Origin of the sequence: Streptococcus viridans, assembly GCF_900636365.1 — a bacterium.
Lineage (GTDB): Bacteria > Bacillota > Bacilli > Lactobacillales > Streptococcaceae > Streptococcus > Streptococcus viridans_A.
This window is the reverse complement of sequence record NZ_LR134266.1, coordinates 979,840-996,049: the sequence shown is the minus strand read 5'-3', so window position 1 is coordinate 996,049 and position 16,210 is coordinate 979,840. Positions and strand designations below refer to the sequence as shown.

The following is a 16,210-nucleotide window of genomic DNA, read 5'->3' as shown; positions in this document are numbered from 1 at the left end:
TTATGACAAGTGTACAAAGACACGTTCGTATTAAAGGCTATGGAACAGCCTTACCCAAGCATCAAGTCACCTTTAAGGACCAGACACGTTACCGCGTAAAAGAAGATGAAGAATCTCAGATCGACCTAGCCGCTCGTGCTATTGAACAGGCTCTAAAGCAGGCAGAATTGACCATGGCAGATATTGACTGCCTAGTTTCAGCGAGCGCCGTTGGGGTTCAGCCGATTCCATGTACGGCAGCTCTAATCCATGAACGAGTGGCCAAAGACTTGACCATTCCAGCTATGGATATCAATACCACTTGTACCAGCTTTATTTCAGCCCTCAGTACCATTTCTTATCTGATCGAAGGTGGCGAGTACAAGCGTGTCCTCATTGTTTCAAGTGAGGTGGGAAGCCTAGGTCTTAATCCAAAGCAGAAAGAAAGCTATGAATTGTTTAGTGATGGGGCAGCTGCTTTTATCTTTGAAAGCACGACGGAAGATTTAGGAGTGATTGCAAGCCTTCAACGGACCTGGTCTAAGGGGGCCCATGATACAGAGATTCGCGGCGGTTTAACAGCCTACCATCCAAAACATTATAGCGAAGCGACCAAAACCGACTTCATGTTTGACATGAAAGGGAAGAAAATTCTCTTACTTTCTGCGCGTGTTATTCCAGAAATGTTCCAAGAATTTCAAGACAAGGTTGGTCTATCGCTTGCCGATGTAGACTATATCATTCCTCACCAAGCCAGTCGTGCTCTTCCTTTGGTCATGGAGAAATTAGGAGTACCAGACCATCGGTATCTTAACATCGTTAGCGATTACGGAAACATGGTTTCTGTTGCGGTGCCTTTTGGCCTAGCTTACGCCCTAGATCATGGCCTTGTCAAAGAAGGAGATACCATCTTCTTAATGGGAACTGCCGCAGGGATGACGGTTAATATGTTAGCTCTGAAACTCTGATGATCAATCCTCTTATTTCAACTCAAAAAGCATCAAGTCCCGCTAGTCTTTAGTGGGCTTTTTTGATATAATGAAAGGTATGGAAATTGAGAAAACCAACCGAATGAATGCTCTCTTTGAGTTTTACGCAGCTCTTTTGACAGACAAACAGATGAACTATATCGAGCTCTATTATGCAGATGATTACAGCTTGGCTGAGATTGCGGAAGAGTTCGGTGTTAGTCGCCAAGCTGTTTATGATAATATCAAACGTACAGAAAAGATACTGGAAGATTATGAAATGAAGCTTCATATGTATTCTGACTACATTGTTCGCAGTCAGATTTTTGATCAGATTTTAGAACGCTATCCGGAAGATGCTTTTCTACAAGAGCAGGTTGAAATTTTATCAAGCATTGACAATCGGGAGTGATTATGGGCAGTCTCGTCATTTATCAAGGAATACCTTGCAAACTATTAGTCGCAGAGGGAGTATTTCCTACTCGACTACAAATTATCTCGCCCAATGATATCTCCAAAGCTATGCAAATAGGTTTTAGCTGTTGGGGATATCCAAATGAAATCATGAAAGAAGTCACACCCGAAGAACTAGAATGTTTGCAACATTTCGGACGATTTCCACTGAATTGAAAAATTAGGAGAAAATAATGGCATTTGAAAGTTTAACCGAACGTTTACAGAACGTCTTTAAAAATCTTCGTAAGAAAGGGAAAATCTCTGAAGCGGATGTCCAAGAGGCAACCAAAGAAATTCGTCTAGCCCTCTTAGAGGCCGACGTTGCCCTTCCTGTTGTAAAAGACTTTATCAAACGCGTCCGCGAGCGGGCCGTAGGGCATGAGGTCATTGAAACCCTCAACCCTGCCCAACAAATCGTGAAGATTGTCGATGAAGAATTGACAGCCATTTTGGGTTCTGAGACAGCAGACATTATCAAGTCGCCTAAGATTCCAACCGTTATCATGATGGTCGGTCTTCAAGGGGCTGGTAAAACAACCTTTGCTGGGAAATTGGCTAACAAATTGGTCAAGGAAGAAAATGCACGTCCTTTGATGATTGCGGCCGATATCTATCGTCCAGCTGCCATCGACCAGTTGAAGACTCTTGGTCAACAGATCAATGTCCCTGTCTTCTCATTGGGAACAGAAGTCCCTGCAGTCGAGATCGTACGTCAAGGTTTGGAGCAAGCAAGAGCCAACCACAATGACTATGTCTTGATCGATACGGCCGGTCGTCTGCAAATCGATGAAAAACTCATGGGCGAGTTGCGCGATGTCAAAGCTCTTGCTGAGCCGAACGAAATCCTCTTGGTTGTGGATGCCATGATCGGTCAAGAAGCAGCCAATGTGGCGCGTGAGTTTAACGAACAACTCGAAGTGACCGGGGTCATCTTGACCAAGATTGATGGGGATACTCGTGGTGGTGCAGCCCTTTCTGTCCGTCAGATTACTGGGAAGCCAATCAAATTCACTGGTACTGGTGAAAAAATCACTGATATCGAAACCTTCCACCCAGACCGCATGTCTGGCCGGATCCTCGGTATGGGGGATATGCTGACGCTGATCGAGAAGGCTTCTCAAGAATACGATGAGAAACGCTCCATTGAACTCGCTGAGAAGATGCGGGAAAATACCTTTGATTTCAACGACTTTATCGACCAGTTAGACCAAGTTCAAAACATGGGACCAATGGAAGATCTACTCAAGATGCTTCCAGGTATGGCCAACAATCCAGCCATGAAAAACCTCAAGGTAGATGAACGAGAAATTGCTCGAAAACGCGCCATTGTATCTTCTATGACCCCAGCTGAACGCGAAAATCCAGATTTGTTGAACCCTAGCCGTCGTCGTCGGATTGCTGCTGGTTCAGGAAACAGCTTTGTCGAAGTGAACAAATTCATCAAGGACTTTAACCAAGCCAAACAGATGATGCAAGGTGTCCTCTCTGGTGATATGAACAAGATGATGAAACAAATGGGGCTTAATCCAAATAATATGCCGAAGAATATGCCTGGTGGTATGCCTGATATGTCTGCCCTCGAAGGCATGATGGGACAAGGCGGTATGCCTGACTTATCAGCTCTTGGCGGAGGCGCTGGGATGCCTGACATGAGCCAAATGTTCGGTGGTGGTCTTAAAGGAAAAGCCGGCGAATTCATGATGAAACGGGCGATGAACAAGATGGCCAAACAAATGCGCAAAAATAAGAAAAAACGGAAATAATCGTTTCTAATAAGGGCCTGGAACACACTGTTCTGGGTTCTTTTAGAAAATAGTACTAGAGGAAACATGTTAAAAAAACTATTTCAACAAGTCATTCGTTTCTTTATAAGACTGTTTTCTTCCCACAGAAAGCCCTTTGAATTTCCTAAAGGGTCGAAGAAACCACCGATCAGACCGATCATCTTTGTACCTGGAAGTTCAGCTAGTATTCAGCGTTTCAATGGAACAATTCGTATGCTCCATCGCTTTTCTAGAAAAAAACAGAGTCTCTTAAAAATAAAAGTCAACAAAGATGATTCTATAGAGATGGAAGGAAGACTGAATACGAAAGAGCCGAATCCGATGATTGTGATTGGCTTTGAGAACAATCGAGATGGCTACAGCAATATCAAGCAGCAAATCGAATCCCTTAAGATAGCTTTAACCTATCTTCTTGATCACTATTATTTTACAGAGTTCAAGGCAGTCGGGCACTCCAATGGGGGACTGGTTTTGACTGGTTTATTGGAAAGTGGTTTTTTAGAAAAGAAAAAACTGACTGTAAGCAAGCTGGTTATTATTGGTAGTCCATACCAATTCAATCAAGAAATGTATGACGATTTTCAGACACGGAAGCATCGCTTAGAAAAAGAAGTAGAAGTCCTTAATTTTGTCGGTAGCTTTGCTGGGAAATCAGACGGGATCGTCCCTCTTTCTAGTGCTCAAGCAGCAAAATCTATTTTTGAGAAACAAGCCTATACAGAAGTCAATTTAAAAGGACGCAAGGCTCATCATTCAGCTTTACCCACTAATCCAGATCTAGTGAAACAATTAAGTCTATTTTTGAATCTATAAGTAAATTACATAATTTCGGTTATGTAATTTTTATTTGTCTCTTGCAATCCTTATGCAAATATGGTACATTTTTGGTAGCGATTACATATACCTAAGGAGGGTTTTATGAAAGATCCTAAATTACTAGAATTAATGAAAGATTACAGGGGACGGGATGAAGTGCCCGCAGACTTTGATACCTTTTGGAATCAAGCCCTAGCAAACATTGCTGAACTTCCTGAATACAAGCTCGAAGAGCAAAATTTCAGCATTCCAAATGTTGTTTGTTATGAATTAACCTTTAAAGGGACACGAGATGGTCTTGTTTATGCGCGAGTTGTTTTCCCAAAAACAGATCAAAAGGTTCCAGTTATTTTCCATTTTCATGGCTATATGGGCCGTTGTTGGGATTGGGCTGATATGCTGGCTTATACAGTAGCCGGCCATGGTGTTGTATCTATGGACGTGAGAGGTCAGTCAGGTTATTCAACAGATGGAGATCGATCACCACTTGGAAATACTGTAAAAGGACAGATTATCCGCGGAGCTGTGGAAGGTCCAGATGAGCTATTTTATAAGGATGTCTACTTAGATCTTTACCAGTTAATAGAAATTGTAGCTAGCTTTCCTCAAGTTGACAACAGCAAACTCGCCAGCTATGGAGCCTCTCAAGGTGGTGCCTTGGCCCTGGTAGCTGCCGGATTGAATCCCCGAATCCAACAAACGGTAGCCATTTATCCATTCTTATCGGATTTCAGACGTGTATTAGAGATTGGAAACACCAGTGAAGCCTATGACGAGCTTTTCCGTTATTTCAAATTCCATGATCCATTCCATGAAACGGAAGACCAAATCATGGAGACATTAGCCTATATTGATGTGAAAAATTTTGCCCACCGCATTAAAGGACAGGTTCACATGATTACAGGATTAGATGATGATGTCTGTTATCCTGGGACACAGTTTGCCATTTATAATCGATTAGAAGGTCCAAAAGAGCATTTCATCATGCCAGAATATGCCCATGAAGCTATGAACGTCCAAGTCAATGATCGTGTATACAATTGGCTCTGTGGTAGCAAGATTTCCTTTCGATATGTAGAAAAATAAGATACAGAAGAAAAACAATCAGTAGATCCGTGAAATTTGCTGATAAAACTAAAAGTTTATGTACAATTGACTAAAATAGACTTAAACCATTGATACAACTGAATTAGAAGCATAAAGTACATTCTTTAAAAAGTGTACTTTATTTTTGTTTTGTACATTATTCTGGAGTGGTATTTTGTATGTTTTCTAGTACATAATATACTCTAATCTGAGAAATTGATTTGTACATTTTATACTCAAGTAATAGCAGAAGAAGTGGTGGTTCAATTGTACATTTTTTGCAGCTTATTTAAGTTTCTATTGAACGCAAGATATAGATTTTTATTCCGTTGATGGTATAATAAATAATACATAGTGTTATGTTATGAGGTGATAATTTGGCAAATAATAGACAAATTGAAACGTTAGGTGTTTCATATCTGACAACATTTATTAATCGAAATAAGTTGCTTCAGACTTATTTCGAGAACAATGATAAAACTCCAGCGTGGGATGGAGAAATTCATGTTCTTAAAAATGCTAGTGAGAAAAAGAGCGAAATATTTGGGAAAGTACCTGTCCAAATTAAAGCAACTAAACGGAAGAACAATTCAATGAAATCTTTCCCAGTAGATATGCGTGATCTAGAATTGTATTCAAAAAATGGAGGTGTAGTTTTATTCGTAGTTTGGTTAGATGAGAACAATAATCTAAAAGATATTTTTTATAAGTCACTGCCACCTTTTTCTATAAAGAAACTAATTAAAATAAGTAAATTGAAAAATAAGTCTGTAAATAAAAAAACACTTTCGGTACAGATTCATAAACTAGATGAACAAAAACTTTATCCGATGTTAGTTAATTTTGTTACTAATAGTCAGAAGCAGTATAGCTTTATAAATATCGATGGGATGTCAATTGAGAATATTCCAAATGATAAAGAGTTCAAGCTTTACTTTTATGGTCAGGGACATGAAGGAATATTTAATTACCAGAAGGAACACGACCTCTTTCTTTATCTTAGGGATCCTGAAACTGACATCGAAATTCCACTTGAAAATTCAATAGAGATTGTTGAAACTTTCGAAGCAACAGATTTAATTATTGAGATAGGAGATTATATTTTTGAAGATGTAGAGAGACATTATTTTCCTGACGGAAGTGTACAGCTTCATTTTGGTGAAGGTTTTAAAATATCCTTTAATAATGGGAAGGCTCAACCCAAATTTAATTATTCAAGACCTAATATGCTGTCAGATGCTATAAAGTGTACTCAGGCACTTAAAGAACTAGGAAAAGTAGGATTTTTCACACTCAATGGTATTAGTATAGAACTAGATGAACGGTCTTTATCGGATATTAATTCGCTTGATTTAGATAGCCATATAAAAGAATTGTCGAAAATATCAAATTTCATAAAGAAAATGGGGATAAAAAAAGAGCTAGATTTATCCCTCTTTAATGAACAATCTCAAAGAAATTTAAATATCCTTAATTCAGGTCTAGTATTAAAAAACAAGGTGGCGTTAAATTACGAGGAATCGAAATTGTTTAATCTTAAGATTGCTAACATACATATTAGTACTCTATATGCATTTCATGAAGGTAATAATGGAACTATGATAGATATTTTCACTGAAACTCCTTGGTGCAGGAGAGGCGAGGATGAGGATATTTCTTTATTTGAGGTTTTTAGGCCCGAAGATTGGTTAACAATTGATAACTGTAACTTTGATTCGGTTATTGCCTCATACCAAAGATTAGTTGACTGTAGTGTAGAAAATGTGTGTGCTGACGATACCATAATAAAAATAGTTGCTGCAGCCGATATGACAGAAGAAGTTTCAAAAAAAGAACAGTTGCTTAACTGGGCTCAACGTCTTTCTGACTGGAACATGAACCATATAAAAGAAAATAGCATAAGCATCATAAATGATCTTCAAATTAAATATAGAAATCGTGAATTAGATAATACTGAAATAGAGAAGCTTACTAATATTTTATTAAATAATAAAGATAATGATGAAATTTGTTTTGGTGCATCAGTGTTATTAAAATCAAAACCACAAGCTGATTTATTTTGGACTAAGTTAGATAAAGAAACTCAAGAAAGATATCAGGTTTACCCTATTTATAATTTATATAAGGTATTATAACTTAAATTTATTGCAACTCGAATTTTTCTTAATCTTAATATGATAAAAGAGTTTTTATCTGATATATTAGTTGAAGAACAAGAAAATAAAGGAAAATCAAATTTAAAATCGAAATATTTAGTTTGGGATGAAGATGTTAACAAATAATCCAATTAATCATAGTGTACTTAAATTGTCAATGGATTTCGATAATGCTTTTAAAGATAAAAATATAGAGGAAATCCATAGACTAATAGAATTTGGAAAAAATATGGAAAATACTATTGATGATATTTCCAAAATTCATTTATTTTATTCTATTGGGACAGCATATGGTGATATATTTGAACTAAGTGATAACCTAGTATTCAACATAGATACCGATTGTATAGTTCAACAAATTTATTACTTTAGAAAAGCTATCGAAATTTTAAATAATATTGATATAAATCCTGAGAACAATAGATTTGTTCACCCATTATTATGTTCACTATACACCAATTACGCAAATCTATTAGATGCTTGTGGTAGAAAACAGTTAGCTATTAAGATGTATTGTAAATGTATACAAATCAATCCAAAATTCACAATGGCTAGTGGTAACTTGGCTATTTGTTTACATCATTATCGTAATTTTTTGAGTGATAACGAACACCTTCACTTTATTAAAAAAATTAAGAATTTAATAGAAACAAGCATAACTGTTTCAGATCCAAACAGAGTTGATAATGCAGAAAAGCAATTTATTAAACTTTACGAACAATATCTTGATTATAAAGATTTAGATGAATGTTCTTGTAAAACAATCGATTATAATCCTAATTCACAAAAGTATCGTGAATGGTGTTGGAACAACGGGCTGTATCTTAATCCACTTAATGACTTACAAGCTGACGATATAAATAGATATGATGACAATCTTTTACTACCAAGTTTATTATTTCAATCGGATGAAGATTTAAACAAATATATTTCTATGTTTAATCAAATTAAGCAAGAATATGTTTATGCGCGTTACCTCTGTTTTGATAGCATTGAGATTGATTCGGTTCATTATGCTGACGAGAATGTTAATCTTATTGATTGTCTAGACTACGTACAATACTCTATCAGAGTTGAAGGTTTAAAAGCTGCTTTTAAAACACTATATTCATTATTAGATAAAGTTGCAATGTTTATAAATGAATATTATTCTCTAAAAATTGAGACTAGACAAGTAAATTTTCATTCAATTTGGAGGCCTAATAGCGATTTAAATAAATGTTTGAATAAGAATATTGGTCTGTCATCTATATTTTGGATAGAGAAAGATTTTGATAATGGTGATAATTCTTTAACAGCTAATCCAAACTCAAAGCGATTGAAAATTATTAGAAATTATTTAGAGCACAGATTTACTAATATAACATTGAATTTTTTTGATGGAAGTGATGATAATAATGAAACTAGACTGTATCTAACTGAATTTGAACTTCAAGAGTTTGCATTAGATTTATTAAATCTTGTAAGAGAAGTTATTTTTTCACTCAAAAATGCCATTCAAATAAGTGAAAATGAAAAACAAACTAGTCTAAGCAGTGAAGTTGCTTTAATTCCGATAAATTATGAAGAAGTAGATTTGGAAGATAAATTATAGCATTGAGCATACAATTTATAGTCGTTATAAAAAGCAATAGTCTAAATTCATTTAACTAATCGACTTAACTAGAGCTAAACCATTGATAAAACTGAATTAGAAGGATAAAGTACACTCATTAAGCAGTGTACTTTATTTTTGTTTTGTACATTATTTGTTGATTGCTTAATCAATACTACATCTCTATCAGGCAATTCAGACTCCATTTAGTCCTCTAAAACCCACGTTGAGGCGGTATCACTGCTTGTAAAAGATTAGAAACCTTTGAACGAAAGGGAGAATGAAAAGCGTGAAGGTAGCTTCTCTAATCGAATAGAGGGTAAGAATCAGAGTAATAGTTCAAGTATGGCTTCTGGATACTATAGTCTGACATGCTATCAATCTATTTCAGAAGCTGGACAAATTGTAATAACTTTCCTTGAAGGAACTGAGGTAGATTTATAAGAGACTGTGACTGGGAAGTTGCAGTCTTTTTAGGGGTTTAATGGTATAATGAAATTATAAATGTGGATATTGTTTAAATTCTCTTGAGGACGCATAATGTTGAATTTAGTAAAAGGTCACCGAGTTAGCTTGGTAGAAAACCTGTTTGAATCATTTACAAAGTTAACTGAACATCATTTGATGGCGAATGTACACGCAGAAAAAATATTAGAGGTTTTTCAACACTTTATTGCGATTCATGACGAGCCCTTATTTTTTATTTTGGAATTGCCTGTCAGTATTGATAGAGAAAAAGTGATAGCAAAGAATATTATCAAGGAATCCCATAAGGATGTTTATTATATTGATGGTTGTTCAAGAGAGGAATGTCTAGCACTGTTGATTAGATACGGTGATTTGCTTGTTAATGATGGACTAAGTAAGTTTGGATTTGGTGGGCATAAAAGTCATGATGAGATCATGCTTGATAGCTATAATGTTGTGATAATTTATAGTAAAGAACTATCAAAATTTAATGACTTTTTTGAACCTCATAATATTCAATTTGTAGAAGAACTAGTGACAGCTTGGAATACTTTTTCTAAGACCTCACTAGGAATCTCTGAAATCTATGAAAGTAATGGAAAAACTGTTTATGACTTGCCTGAAGAGTTAGCTGAATGGGGAATATATTTAGCTGAAACGCGAACAGAATAGGCATATCTATAGGATTAGAAAGAGAATACTTCAATTCCTTAAAATTTGATTTAGAGCAAGGTGGAGATTGAAGTTGTAAGATAAATAATTGTTATTTATGGCAGAACTCTGGCTCTGCCTTTTTTATTTATAAAGTATATGAAATATGGCATAAAAGACTAAAGAAAAAAATGCTAAACGTTTAATATATTAGAATTTTCTTGCTACTTTTTGAAAAATATTTTTTCCTTACAGAATCCTTAAAAATATTTTTTATACTATTTACAAAATTAAAGGAGGAACAAAATATGAGCAAATATATTTTGGAAACAAATGAGCTAACAAAAGTTTTTGGAAAACAAAAAGCTGTAAATAATGTGTCATTAAAAATTGAGGAAAATTCAGTATATGGATTACTAGGACCTAATGGTGCAGGTAAATCTACGACATTAAAGATGATTACAGGTATGTTACACAAGACGTCAGGTGAAATTATGTTTGAAGGACATGAATGGAGTAGAAATGATTTATCAGATATTGGTGCTTTAATCGAGATGCCACCCTTATACGAAAATTTAAGTGCAAGAGAAAATCTAAAAGTTAGAACATTATTACTTGGATTGCCTGATGCAAGAATTGATGAAGTTTTAGAAATTGTAGATTTAAAAAATACCGGAAAAAAGAAAAGTGGTCAATTTTCTTTGGGGATGAAACAAAGATTAGGTATTGCAATTGCTTTATTAAATAATCCTAAACTATTGATACTAGATGAACCGACAAACGGATTAGATCCATTAGGAATTCAAGAATTACGAGATTTAATACGAAACTTTCCAAAAAAAGGAATAACAGTAATTCTATCTAGTCATATTTTAGCAGAAGTGGAACAAACAGCTGATCATATAGGAATTATACATGATGGAGAATTAAAATATCAAAACACAATTAATCATAATGAAAATTTAGAAGAACTTTTTATGGATGTTGTAAAGAATGGAAAGAGGGTGTAGCTTAATGAAAAATTATATTTTTGCAGAAAATTTGAAACATAAACATAGCTTTTTGTTGAAGATATTACTCATTGCCCCGATTATAGCTTTACTAAATGCATTTGTATTAATGCCATCATATTTTAGCACAAACGCATACAATTGGTGGTATGTGATTTTAATGCCGGCAACTTTCGCTTTAATACCTGCAATGATGCATAGAAAAGAAGAGAGAAAATTAAACTACCGAGCAATTTTTCCACTCAATATTGATTTAAAAAAGATATGGATTTCAAAAATATTAACAGCTTCAATTTATCTAAGTATAACTGCTATTTTGCATATGCTAGGAGTATTTGTTTTTCAATTTTTCATTGGAGAACAATTAACAGGAAACTATGCATCCACGACATTATTATTCGCAAGTGTATTATTGGTTATAACTAACATATGGCAAGTTCCATTTTGTTTTTTCCTGGCTAAAAAGTTTGGGTTTATAGCAAGCATTGTAGTAAATGCTGTATTAGGTCTTGTGTTAGGAATTTTGTTAGCTGACGGTTCTATGTGGATTTATTGCCCTTATTCTTGGGGGATTAGATTGATGGTACCCGTTATGCGTATTTTACCGAACGGTATCCCAACAGAAGTATCAAATCCAATGATTTTAAACACATCCTTACTTGTTCCTTGTATTTTATCAATATGTTTGTTTACATTATTGACTTTCATTACTGCAAAATGGTTTTCTAAGCAAGAGGTGAAGTAATGATGAATATATTGAAATCAGAGTTTTATAAATTGAAGCATACATGGATTCCGTTTGCTCACTTTATCTTACCTGTTTTATATGCTCTAATATTTTATGGGGCAGCAACTATGACAAGTCTAAAAAATTTTTCTGATATGGATATCATAAAAAATTATTTTGTACTTTTAGGAGCGGTATTACCAATAATCTGTGGTGTTATTACATCTAAGGTTGTTGACATGGAAGCCAGTGCGGGACGATTTCAAGTGCTTCTATCAACTACAAAATCCAGAAGCAAGGCTTATGGTGGAAAACTTATAATGCTCTTATTGAGTTTCCTATTTTCTATAAGTTTAGCAGTTTTTATATTTGCAATGCTATTTGGTAATCAAGGGACTATGGCTTGGTTAATTGAATTATTATTAGTTTTTATAGGATGTTTATCTACATATATGATTCATTTGTGGGTATCAATTATGTTAGGTGGTGGTGCATCTATTGGATTGGGATTTGTAGAAACATTGATTGCTTTACTTTCAATAACCAATTTAGGTGAAAACATCTGGTATTTTTTACCTTGTACTTGGGCATCGAGATTATCTGCAACATATATTGTTGGAAGTGAATTGGCTGGTAGCTCATATTTAATTAAAGAGTTTACCATGTGGGGATATGTAGCAATACCTATTACAGTAGTCATTTTTACTGGCTCTTTATTATGGTTCAATAGGTGGGGTGGAAAGTCAATCAGTGAATAATAGCTCTAAATGTATTTGTAAATGGAATATGGTATAATAATAAAATATTTATAAATATGGAGGTGGTTTGGTATGGCAAGAATTCTTGCTATAGATGATGAATTAGATATGCTGACTCTAATCAAGAATATTTTAATAAAAGGAGATCATATTGTTGAAATTTACCAAACCACGGTAGATATTGATGAAAATAGTTTGGGGAAATATGACTTAATATTACTTGATGTAATGATGCCAGAGGTTGATGGAATCAGCTATTGTAAAAATATACGTAGTAAAGTGGATTGTCCGATTATCTTTTTAACTGCAAAAGCAATGGAAACGGATATAGTAGATGGCTTATTAAGTGGAGGAGATGACTATATTACCAAACCATTTGGTGTTGGTGAATTGTTAGCAAGGGTAGAAGCTCATCTGAGAAGAGAACAAAGAGAAAAACATTCGAGTTTAAACCTAGGGAATATAAGATTTGATTTATCCTCCAATCAAGTATTTGTGAAGGAGGAAGAAATTCATCTGACAAAGTCTGAATATCAAATTTCGAAGCTTTTAGCAAAGAGAAAGGGACAAGTTTTTTCAAGAGAACAAATATATGAAATGATTTTTGGATTTGATGGGATTGGTGATTCTTCTTCCATATCAGAACATGTAAAAAATATTAGAGCAAAGTTCTTAAAATTTGGTGAAAATCCAATTTCTACAGTTTGGGGGATTGGTTATAAATGGAATTAATTAGAAAAGGACAATCGCTCAAAATAGTATTTCTTAAATACTTAATGACTGTTGGAGTTGGTTTAGGATGTGCCATCGTACTAGCTTTATTAACTTTTACAGCGTTTTATAGTGTTGGTTTGATTCTTCCGGCTAACCATACAGAAAATTTATTACAAGAAAATAAATATAAAATTTTAAATAAAATAGACTTTGATGAAGCATTGATACCTAAAGGAGCTAGCTATATGTTTTTATCGCCAGATGGTGAAGTGATAAAAACTAATATGGATGAAGCTATTCAACTGAAAGCTAAGAATTTTCACAATCATGAGGGATTTTCAACTCCATATTCTTCATTTATAGAATTTAAAAGGAATGATGGATATGTATTAATCCATTATTCACTAGAGCCACACTACAATAATGATTGGATGGAAAAATATTTCCCTAGTGTAGATTTACTATTAATATTTTTATTAATCATTTTCTTTTTAATGAGTGCATTTGTGGCTACTCTAATCTGGGCAAAACGAATAACAAGGCAATTATCGCCAATGCTAGAGGCATCAGATAAAATCGCCAACCAAGAATTAGACTTTGAAATAGGAAGTTCAAATATCAAAGAATTTAATGATGTCTTAAATAGCCTTGATATAATGAAAAAAGCCTTAAGTGATTCATTAAGAGAAAATTGGATTAAAGAAGAGAATAAGAGAAGTCAGATATCGGCATTAATGCATGACTTAAAAACTCCGGTTTCTATTGTCCAAGGTAATGCTGAATTGTTAAAGGTAACTGATCTAACTGATGAACAAAAAGATTATGTAGAGTACATTATAAAAAATTCAACACGTATATCAGATTATACAAAAGCTCTGATGGAGATGAATCAGTCAATTAAATTAAACTCGTTGAATTTAAAAAAAGTAAAGGTGTCAGAAATAATCGAAAGAGTTAGTGAAATAGCGAGAGAGATTACACTAATACATGACCGTACTATATCTAAATCTATTAATTGTGAAGATTCAAATGTAATGATAGATGTACAATTATTTGAAAGAGTCATTCAAAATATATTTAGTAATGCTATTCAATATTCACCAGACAAATCCAACATTGAATTACTAATAATGACTACAGATAATATACTTTCAATATCTGTGATAGACGAAGGCCCAGGATTTTCTAATGAGGATTTAAAACGAGGAACGGAGCAATTTTACCGTGGAGATAAAAGTAGACATTCAGCTACAAACTATGGTTTAGGTTTATATAATTCTTGGAAAATAATGTTATTACATAATGGACGCATCATATTAGAAAACAACTCGAATAAACATGGTGCATGTGTAAAGTTAGAATTACCATTACTATAATAGAACAGGAATTGTTTTCAAATGGAATTTATTAAAAATATATCCTTTTTGCTTTTGGTGTAGAATAGAAAATTTACTCCGCTATCAAGCAAGAATCGTACATAGTAGAAAGCTAAATTCGACAAACAAGCTTCAGTTTGTTGGATTTAGCAAGATACAAGTTTTTATGAGATGAAGCCTATAAAATTTGTACGGATACTGTAGGGTAAGAAAAGAAAAAATATTTTCATTCTAAAGTTTAAGTTTAAACATTAACTCTATCCCTTTCGTTCTATAATATAGAAGTTTACTAGCACCACATGAGGAGAAATCATGAGGGATATTCTCAGTTGAATAAGTAAGAGTATAATCTACATCTCCAAAGTAGGAGTGGCCAGTTCCAGCAGAAAGACCTTCATAAGTTTTATAACTGAATAGATCGACTACTTTGTTGTCGAATTTTTCCTGTTCTTCAAGTAATCCTGAGGAATAGACGACAACTTTAAAATCAAATAAGCTAAAAACGCTCTAAAATCATTAAATTGATATTAAAGTGTTTTTTATTTTCAAAATATACAATTGAAAAAATTTCCAGCTTTTTTAAAATCACTGTAAGTGTCTAGAGTTTTGGGAAAATGAAAAATTAAATATCATATATCTTGAGAGAGCGAGAAAATCGCTCTCTTTTTTCGTTGAAAAATTAAAGAAAGGAGAAAAAATGTCAGATAATCCAGAATTGATGAGATATATTTAGGGAAATAAATTATATATCTTAATTTTACAATTTGTTGATATCAAAAAACCTGGTATCTAACCAGGTAAAGGGGGTACGAATGAAACTATTAGTAAGAATCTTTACTAAAGTGACCATGTATACTTTTTTAGGCTACGCCTTGTTTATGATTAGGTTGGTAGGTGGAGGTCAAACTTTATTGTCTTTATTACTAATTAGCTTCACTGTTACCGCTTTAATTTATTGTTGTGCAGTTATTGAATCATTTTTAAAACAAAGAAAAAAATCCAATAGGCAATAGTGAATACATAAGCGGGATAATTCTTAACAGATTTCTTAAAGAATGCATTAAATCCAATCAACAAAGGACTAAGAATGGTTGAGAGGACTAGAACGATATAGCATACTGTAAGAAGGATAGTATTACTAGAGTGTTGAGAGATGAGTTCAAGGGCTTTTGGTATAAAGCTGTTGAAAAAACTATTTACTATATTTTCCCAAGAAGATAAATCAGGAGTGGTACTCATCTTATCCAGTATTGATTGAAAGTTAGCTGGGATTTGATTATTAACCGAGAATATTGTCGTTAGAATGCTTAGGACAGAAGGAACCATTTCAGTGATTAGTAGCTTCATGTCTTTTGATTTGAAATAAACATAGCAATTGACAATGATAAGTAGAATGATTTGAGTCATAATAATTACTTGTTTATGTTCTTTAATAAGACCAAGAAGCAGATTTCCTAAAGATAGTGTAACTATTAAAAAAATGATGGCCCATATCCCAGGATTATCTGATGAGCTACTGGGTTGAGAGTCGCCGTATGTAAAAAATATATTGTTTGTAACACTTTGATCAATGTATTGATCTCCCCGTCCATAATGAGTTTGGTTATTATTTTTGTCTAGCATGTCACCTCCATGACCACCTACCAAAAAATATTATAACACAATAT

15 protein-coding genes are annotated in these 16,210 nt (G+C 34.0%); 14 read left to right on the top strand and 1 reads right to left on the bottom strand.

The features are described from left to right. The first annotated feature begins 2 nt into the window (after window positions 1–2). From EL081_RS05330 to EL081_RS05260, 14 genes are all read left to right on the top strand, one after another. Entirely contained in the window at window positions 3–947 is a 945-nt protein-coding gene (locus EL081_RS05330) for a 3-oxoacyl-[acyl-carrier-protein] synthase III C-terminal domain-containing protein (RefSeq protein ID WP_126404246.1), read from the top strand. Between the two features lie 79 nt (window positions 948–1,026). Beyond that, window positions 1,027–1,359: a putative DNA-binding protein gene (locus EL081_RS05325; RefSeq protein ID WP_126404245.1), complete on the top strand. Its 333-nt coding sequence runs from the start codon at window positions 1,027–1,029 to the stop codon at window positions 1,357–1,359. A 2-nt stretch (window positions 1,360–1,361) separates the two neighbouring features. Then, window positions 1,362–1,577, top strand: a complete 216-nt coding sequence (locus EL081_RS10145) for a hypothetical protein (protein ID WP_049514330.1) — start codon at window positions 1,362–1,364, stop codon at window positions 1,575–1,577. Between the two features lie 17 nt (window positions 1,578–1,594). Then, the gene (gene ffh / locus EL081_RS05315; protein ID WP_126404244.1) at window positions 1,595–3,166 is read left to right on the top strand and encodes a signal recognition particle protein; all 1,572 of its coding nucleotides are present in this window, start codon (window positions 1,595–1,597) and stop codon (window positions 3,164–3,166) included. A gap of 66 nt (window positions 3,167–3,232) precedes the next feature. Further along, entirely contained in the window at window positions 3,233–4,000 is a 768-nt protein-coding gene (locus tag EL081_RS05310) for an alpha/beta hydrolase (RefSeq protein WP_126404243.1), read from the top strand. Window positions 4,001–4,105: 105 nt separating this feature from the next. Further along, window positions 4,106–5,089: an acetylxylan esterase gene (locus EL081_RS05305; RefSeq protein WP_126404242.1), complete on the top strand. Its 984-nt coding sequence runs from the start codon at window positions 4,106–4,108 to the stop codon at window positions 5,087–5,089. 377 nt (window positions 5,090–5,466) lie between these two features. Further along, window positions 5,467–7,224 (top strand): DUF4365 domain-containing protein, encoded by a 1,758-nt coding sequence (locus EL081_RS05300; protein ID WP_126404241.1) that lies wholly within the window; start codon window positions 5,467–5,469, stop codon window positions 7,222–7,224. Between the two features lie 133 nt (window positions 7,225–7,357). Then, complete coding sequence (locus EL081_RS05295) at window positions 7,358–8,839, top strand: LA2681 family HEPN domain-containing protein (RefSeq protein ID WP_126404240.1); 1,482 nt, start codon at window positions 7,358–7,360, stop codon at window positions 8,837–8,839. Window positions 8,840–9,379: 540 nt separating this feature from the next. Continuing rightward, a complete protein-coding gene (locus tag EL081_RS05285; protein WP_126404239.1) occupies window positions 9,380–9,979 on the top strand; it encodes a hypothetical protein in 600 nt (199 codons plus the stop codon). A 287-nt stretch (window positions 9,980–10,266) separates the two neighbouring features. Further along, window positions 10,267–10,968, top strand: a complete 702-nt coding sequence (pcfF, locus tag EL081_RS05280; protein ID WP_037606813.1) for a lantibiotic protection ABC transporter ATP-binding protein PcfF — start codon at window positions 10,267–10,269, stop codon at window positions 10,966–10,968. 4 nt (window positions 10,969–10,972) lie between these two features. Next, entirely contained in the window at window positions 10,973–11,713 is a 741-nt protein-coding gene (gene pcfE, locus EL081_RS05275; RefSeq protein ID WP_126404238.1) for a lantibiotic protection ABC transporter permease PcfE, read from the top strand. Next, entirely contained in the window at window positions 11,713–12,453 is a 741-nt protein-coding gene (gene pcfG, locus EL081_RS05270; RefSeq protein ID WP_037606809.1) for a lantibiotic protection ABC transporter permease PcfG, read from the top strand. The genes pcfE and pcfG overlap by 1 nt, the downstream gene beginning before the upstream one ends. Before the next feature lie 72 nt (window positions 12,454–12,525). Further along, window positions 12,526–13,185, top strand: a complete 660-nt coding sequence (locus tag EL081_RS05265) for a response regulator transcription factor (protein WP_126404237.1) — start codon at window positions 12,526–12,528, stop codon at window positions 13,183–13,185. Beyond that, on the top strand, window positions 13,176–14,543 hold the full coding sequence (locus EL081_RS05260; RefSeq protein ID WP_126404236.1) for a sensor histidine kinase: 1,368 nt from the start codon (window positions 13,176–13,178) through the stop codon (window positions 14,541–14,543). The genes EL081_RS05265 and EL081_RS05260 overlap by 10 nt, the downstream gene beginning before the upstream one ends. A 966-nt stretch (window positions 14,544–15,509) precedes the next feature. On the opposite strand, the gene EL081_RS05250 is transcribed toward EL081_RS05260, so the two are convergent. Continuing rightward, a complete protein-coding gene (locus EL081_RS05250; RefSeq protein ID WP_126404235.1) occupies window positions 15,510–16,166 on the bottom strand; it encodes a hypothetical protein in 657 nt (218 codons plus the stop codon). Window positions 16,167–16,210: the final 44 nt, after the last annotated feature.

Coding starts and splice junctions, on each gene's coding strand:
- pcfE (WP_126404238.1), top strand. CDS start 10,973: ATGAAAAATTATATTTTTGCAGAAAATTTGAAACATAAACATAGCTTT.
- EL081_RS05285 (WP_126404239.1), top strand. CDS start 9,380: ATGTTGAATTTAGTAAAAGGTCACCGAGTTAGCTTGGTAGAAAACCTG.
- EL081_RS05295 (WP_126404240.1), top strand. CDS start 7,358: ATGTTAACAAATAATCCAATTAATCATAGTGTACTTAAATTGTCAATG.
- pcfG (WP_037606809.1), top strand. CDS start 11,713: ATGATGAATATATTGAAATCAGAGTTTTATAAATTGAAGCATACATGG.
- EL081_RS10145 (WP_049514330.1), top strand. CDS start 1,362: ATGGGCAGTCTCGTCATTTATCAAGGAATACCTTGCAAACTATTAGTC.
- EL081_RS05260 (WP_126404236.1), top strand. CDS start 13,176: ATGGAATTAATTAGAAAAGGACAATCGCTCAAAATAGTATTTCTTAAA.
- EL081_RS05310 (WP_126404243.1), top strand. CDS start 3,233: ATGTTAAAAAAACTATTTCAACAAGTCATTCGTTTCTTTATAAGACTG.
- EL081_RS05330 (WP_126404246.1), top strand. CDS start 3: ATGACAAGTGTACAAAGACACGTTCGTATTAAAGGCTATGGAACAGCC.
- EL081_RS05265 (WP_126404237.1), top strand. CDS start 12,526: ATGGCAAGAATTCTTGCTATAGATGATGAATTAGATATGCTGACTCTA.
- EL081_RS05250 (WP_126404235.1), bottom strand. CDS start 16,166: ATGCTAGACAAAAATAATAACCAAACTCATTATGGACGGGGAGATCAA.
- EL081_RS05305 (WP_126404242.1), top strand. CDS start 4,106: ATGAAAGATCCTAAATTACTAGAATTAATGAAAGATTACAGGGGACGG.
- EL081_RS05325 (WP_126404245.1), top strand. CDS start 1,027: ATGGAAATTGAGAAAACCAACCGAATGAATGCTCTCTTTGAGTTTTAC.
- pcfF (WP_037606813.1), top strand. CDS start 10,267: ATGAGCAAATATATTTTGGAAACAAATGAGCTAACAAAAGTTTTTGGA.
- ffh (WP_126404244.1), top strand. CDS start 1,595: ATGGCATTTGAAAGTTTAACCGAACGTTTACAGAACGTCTTTAAAAAT.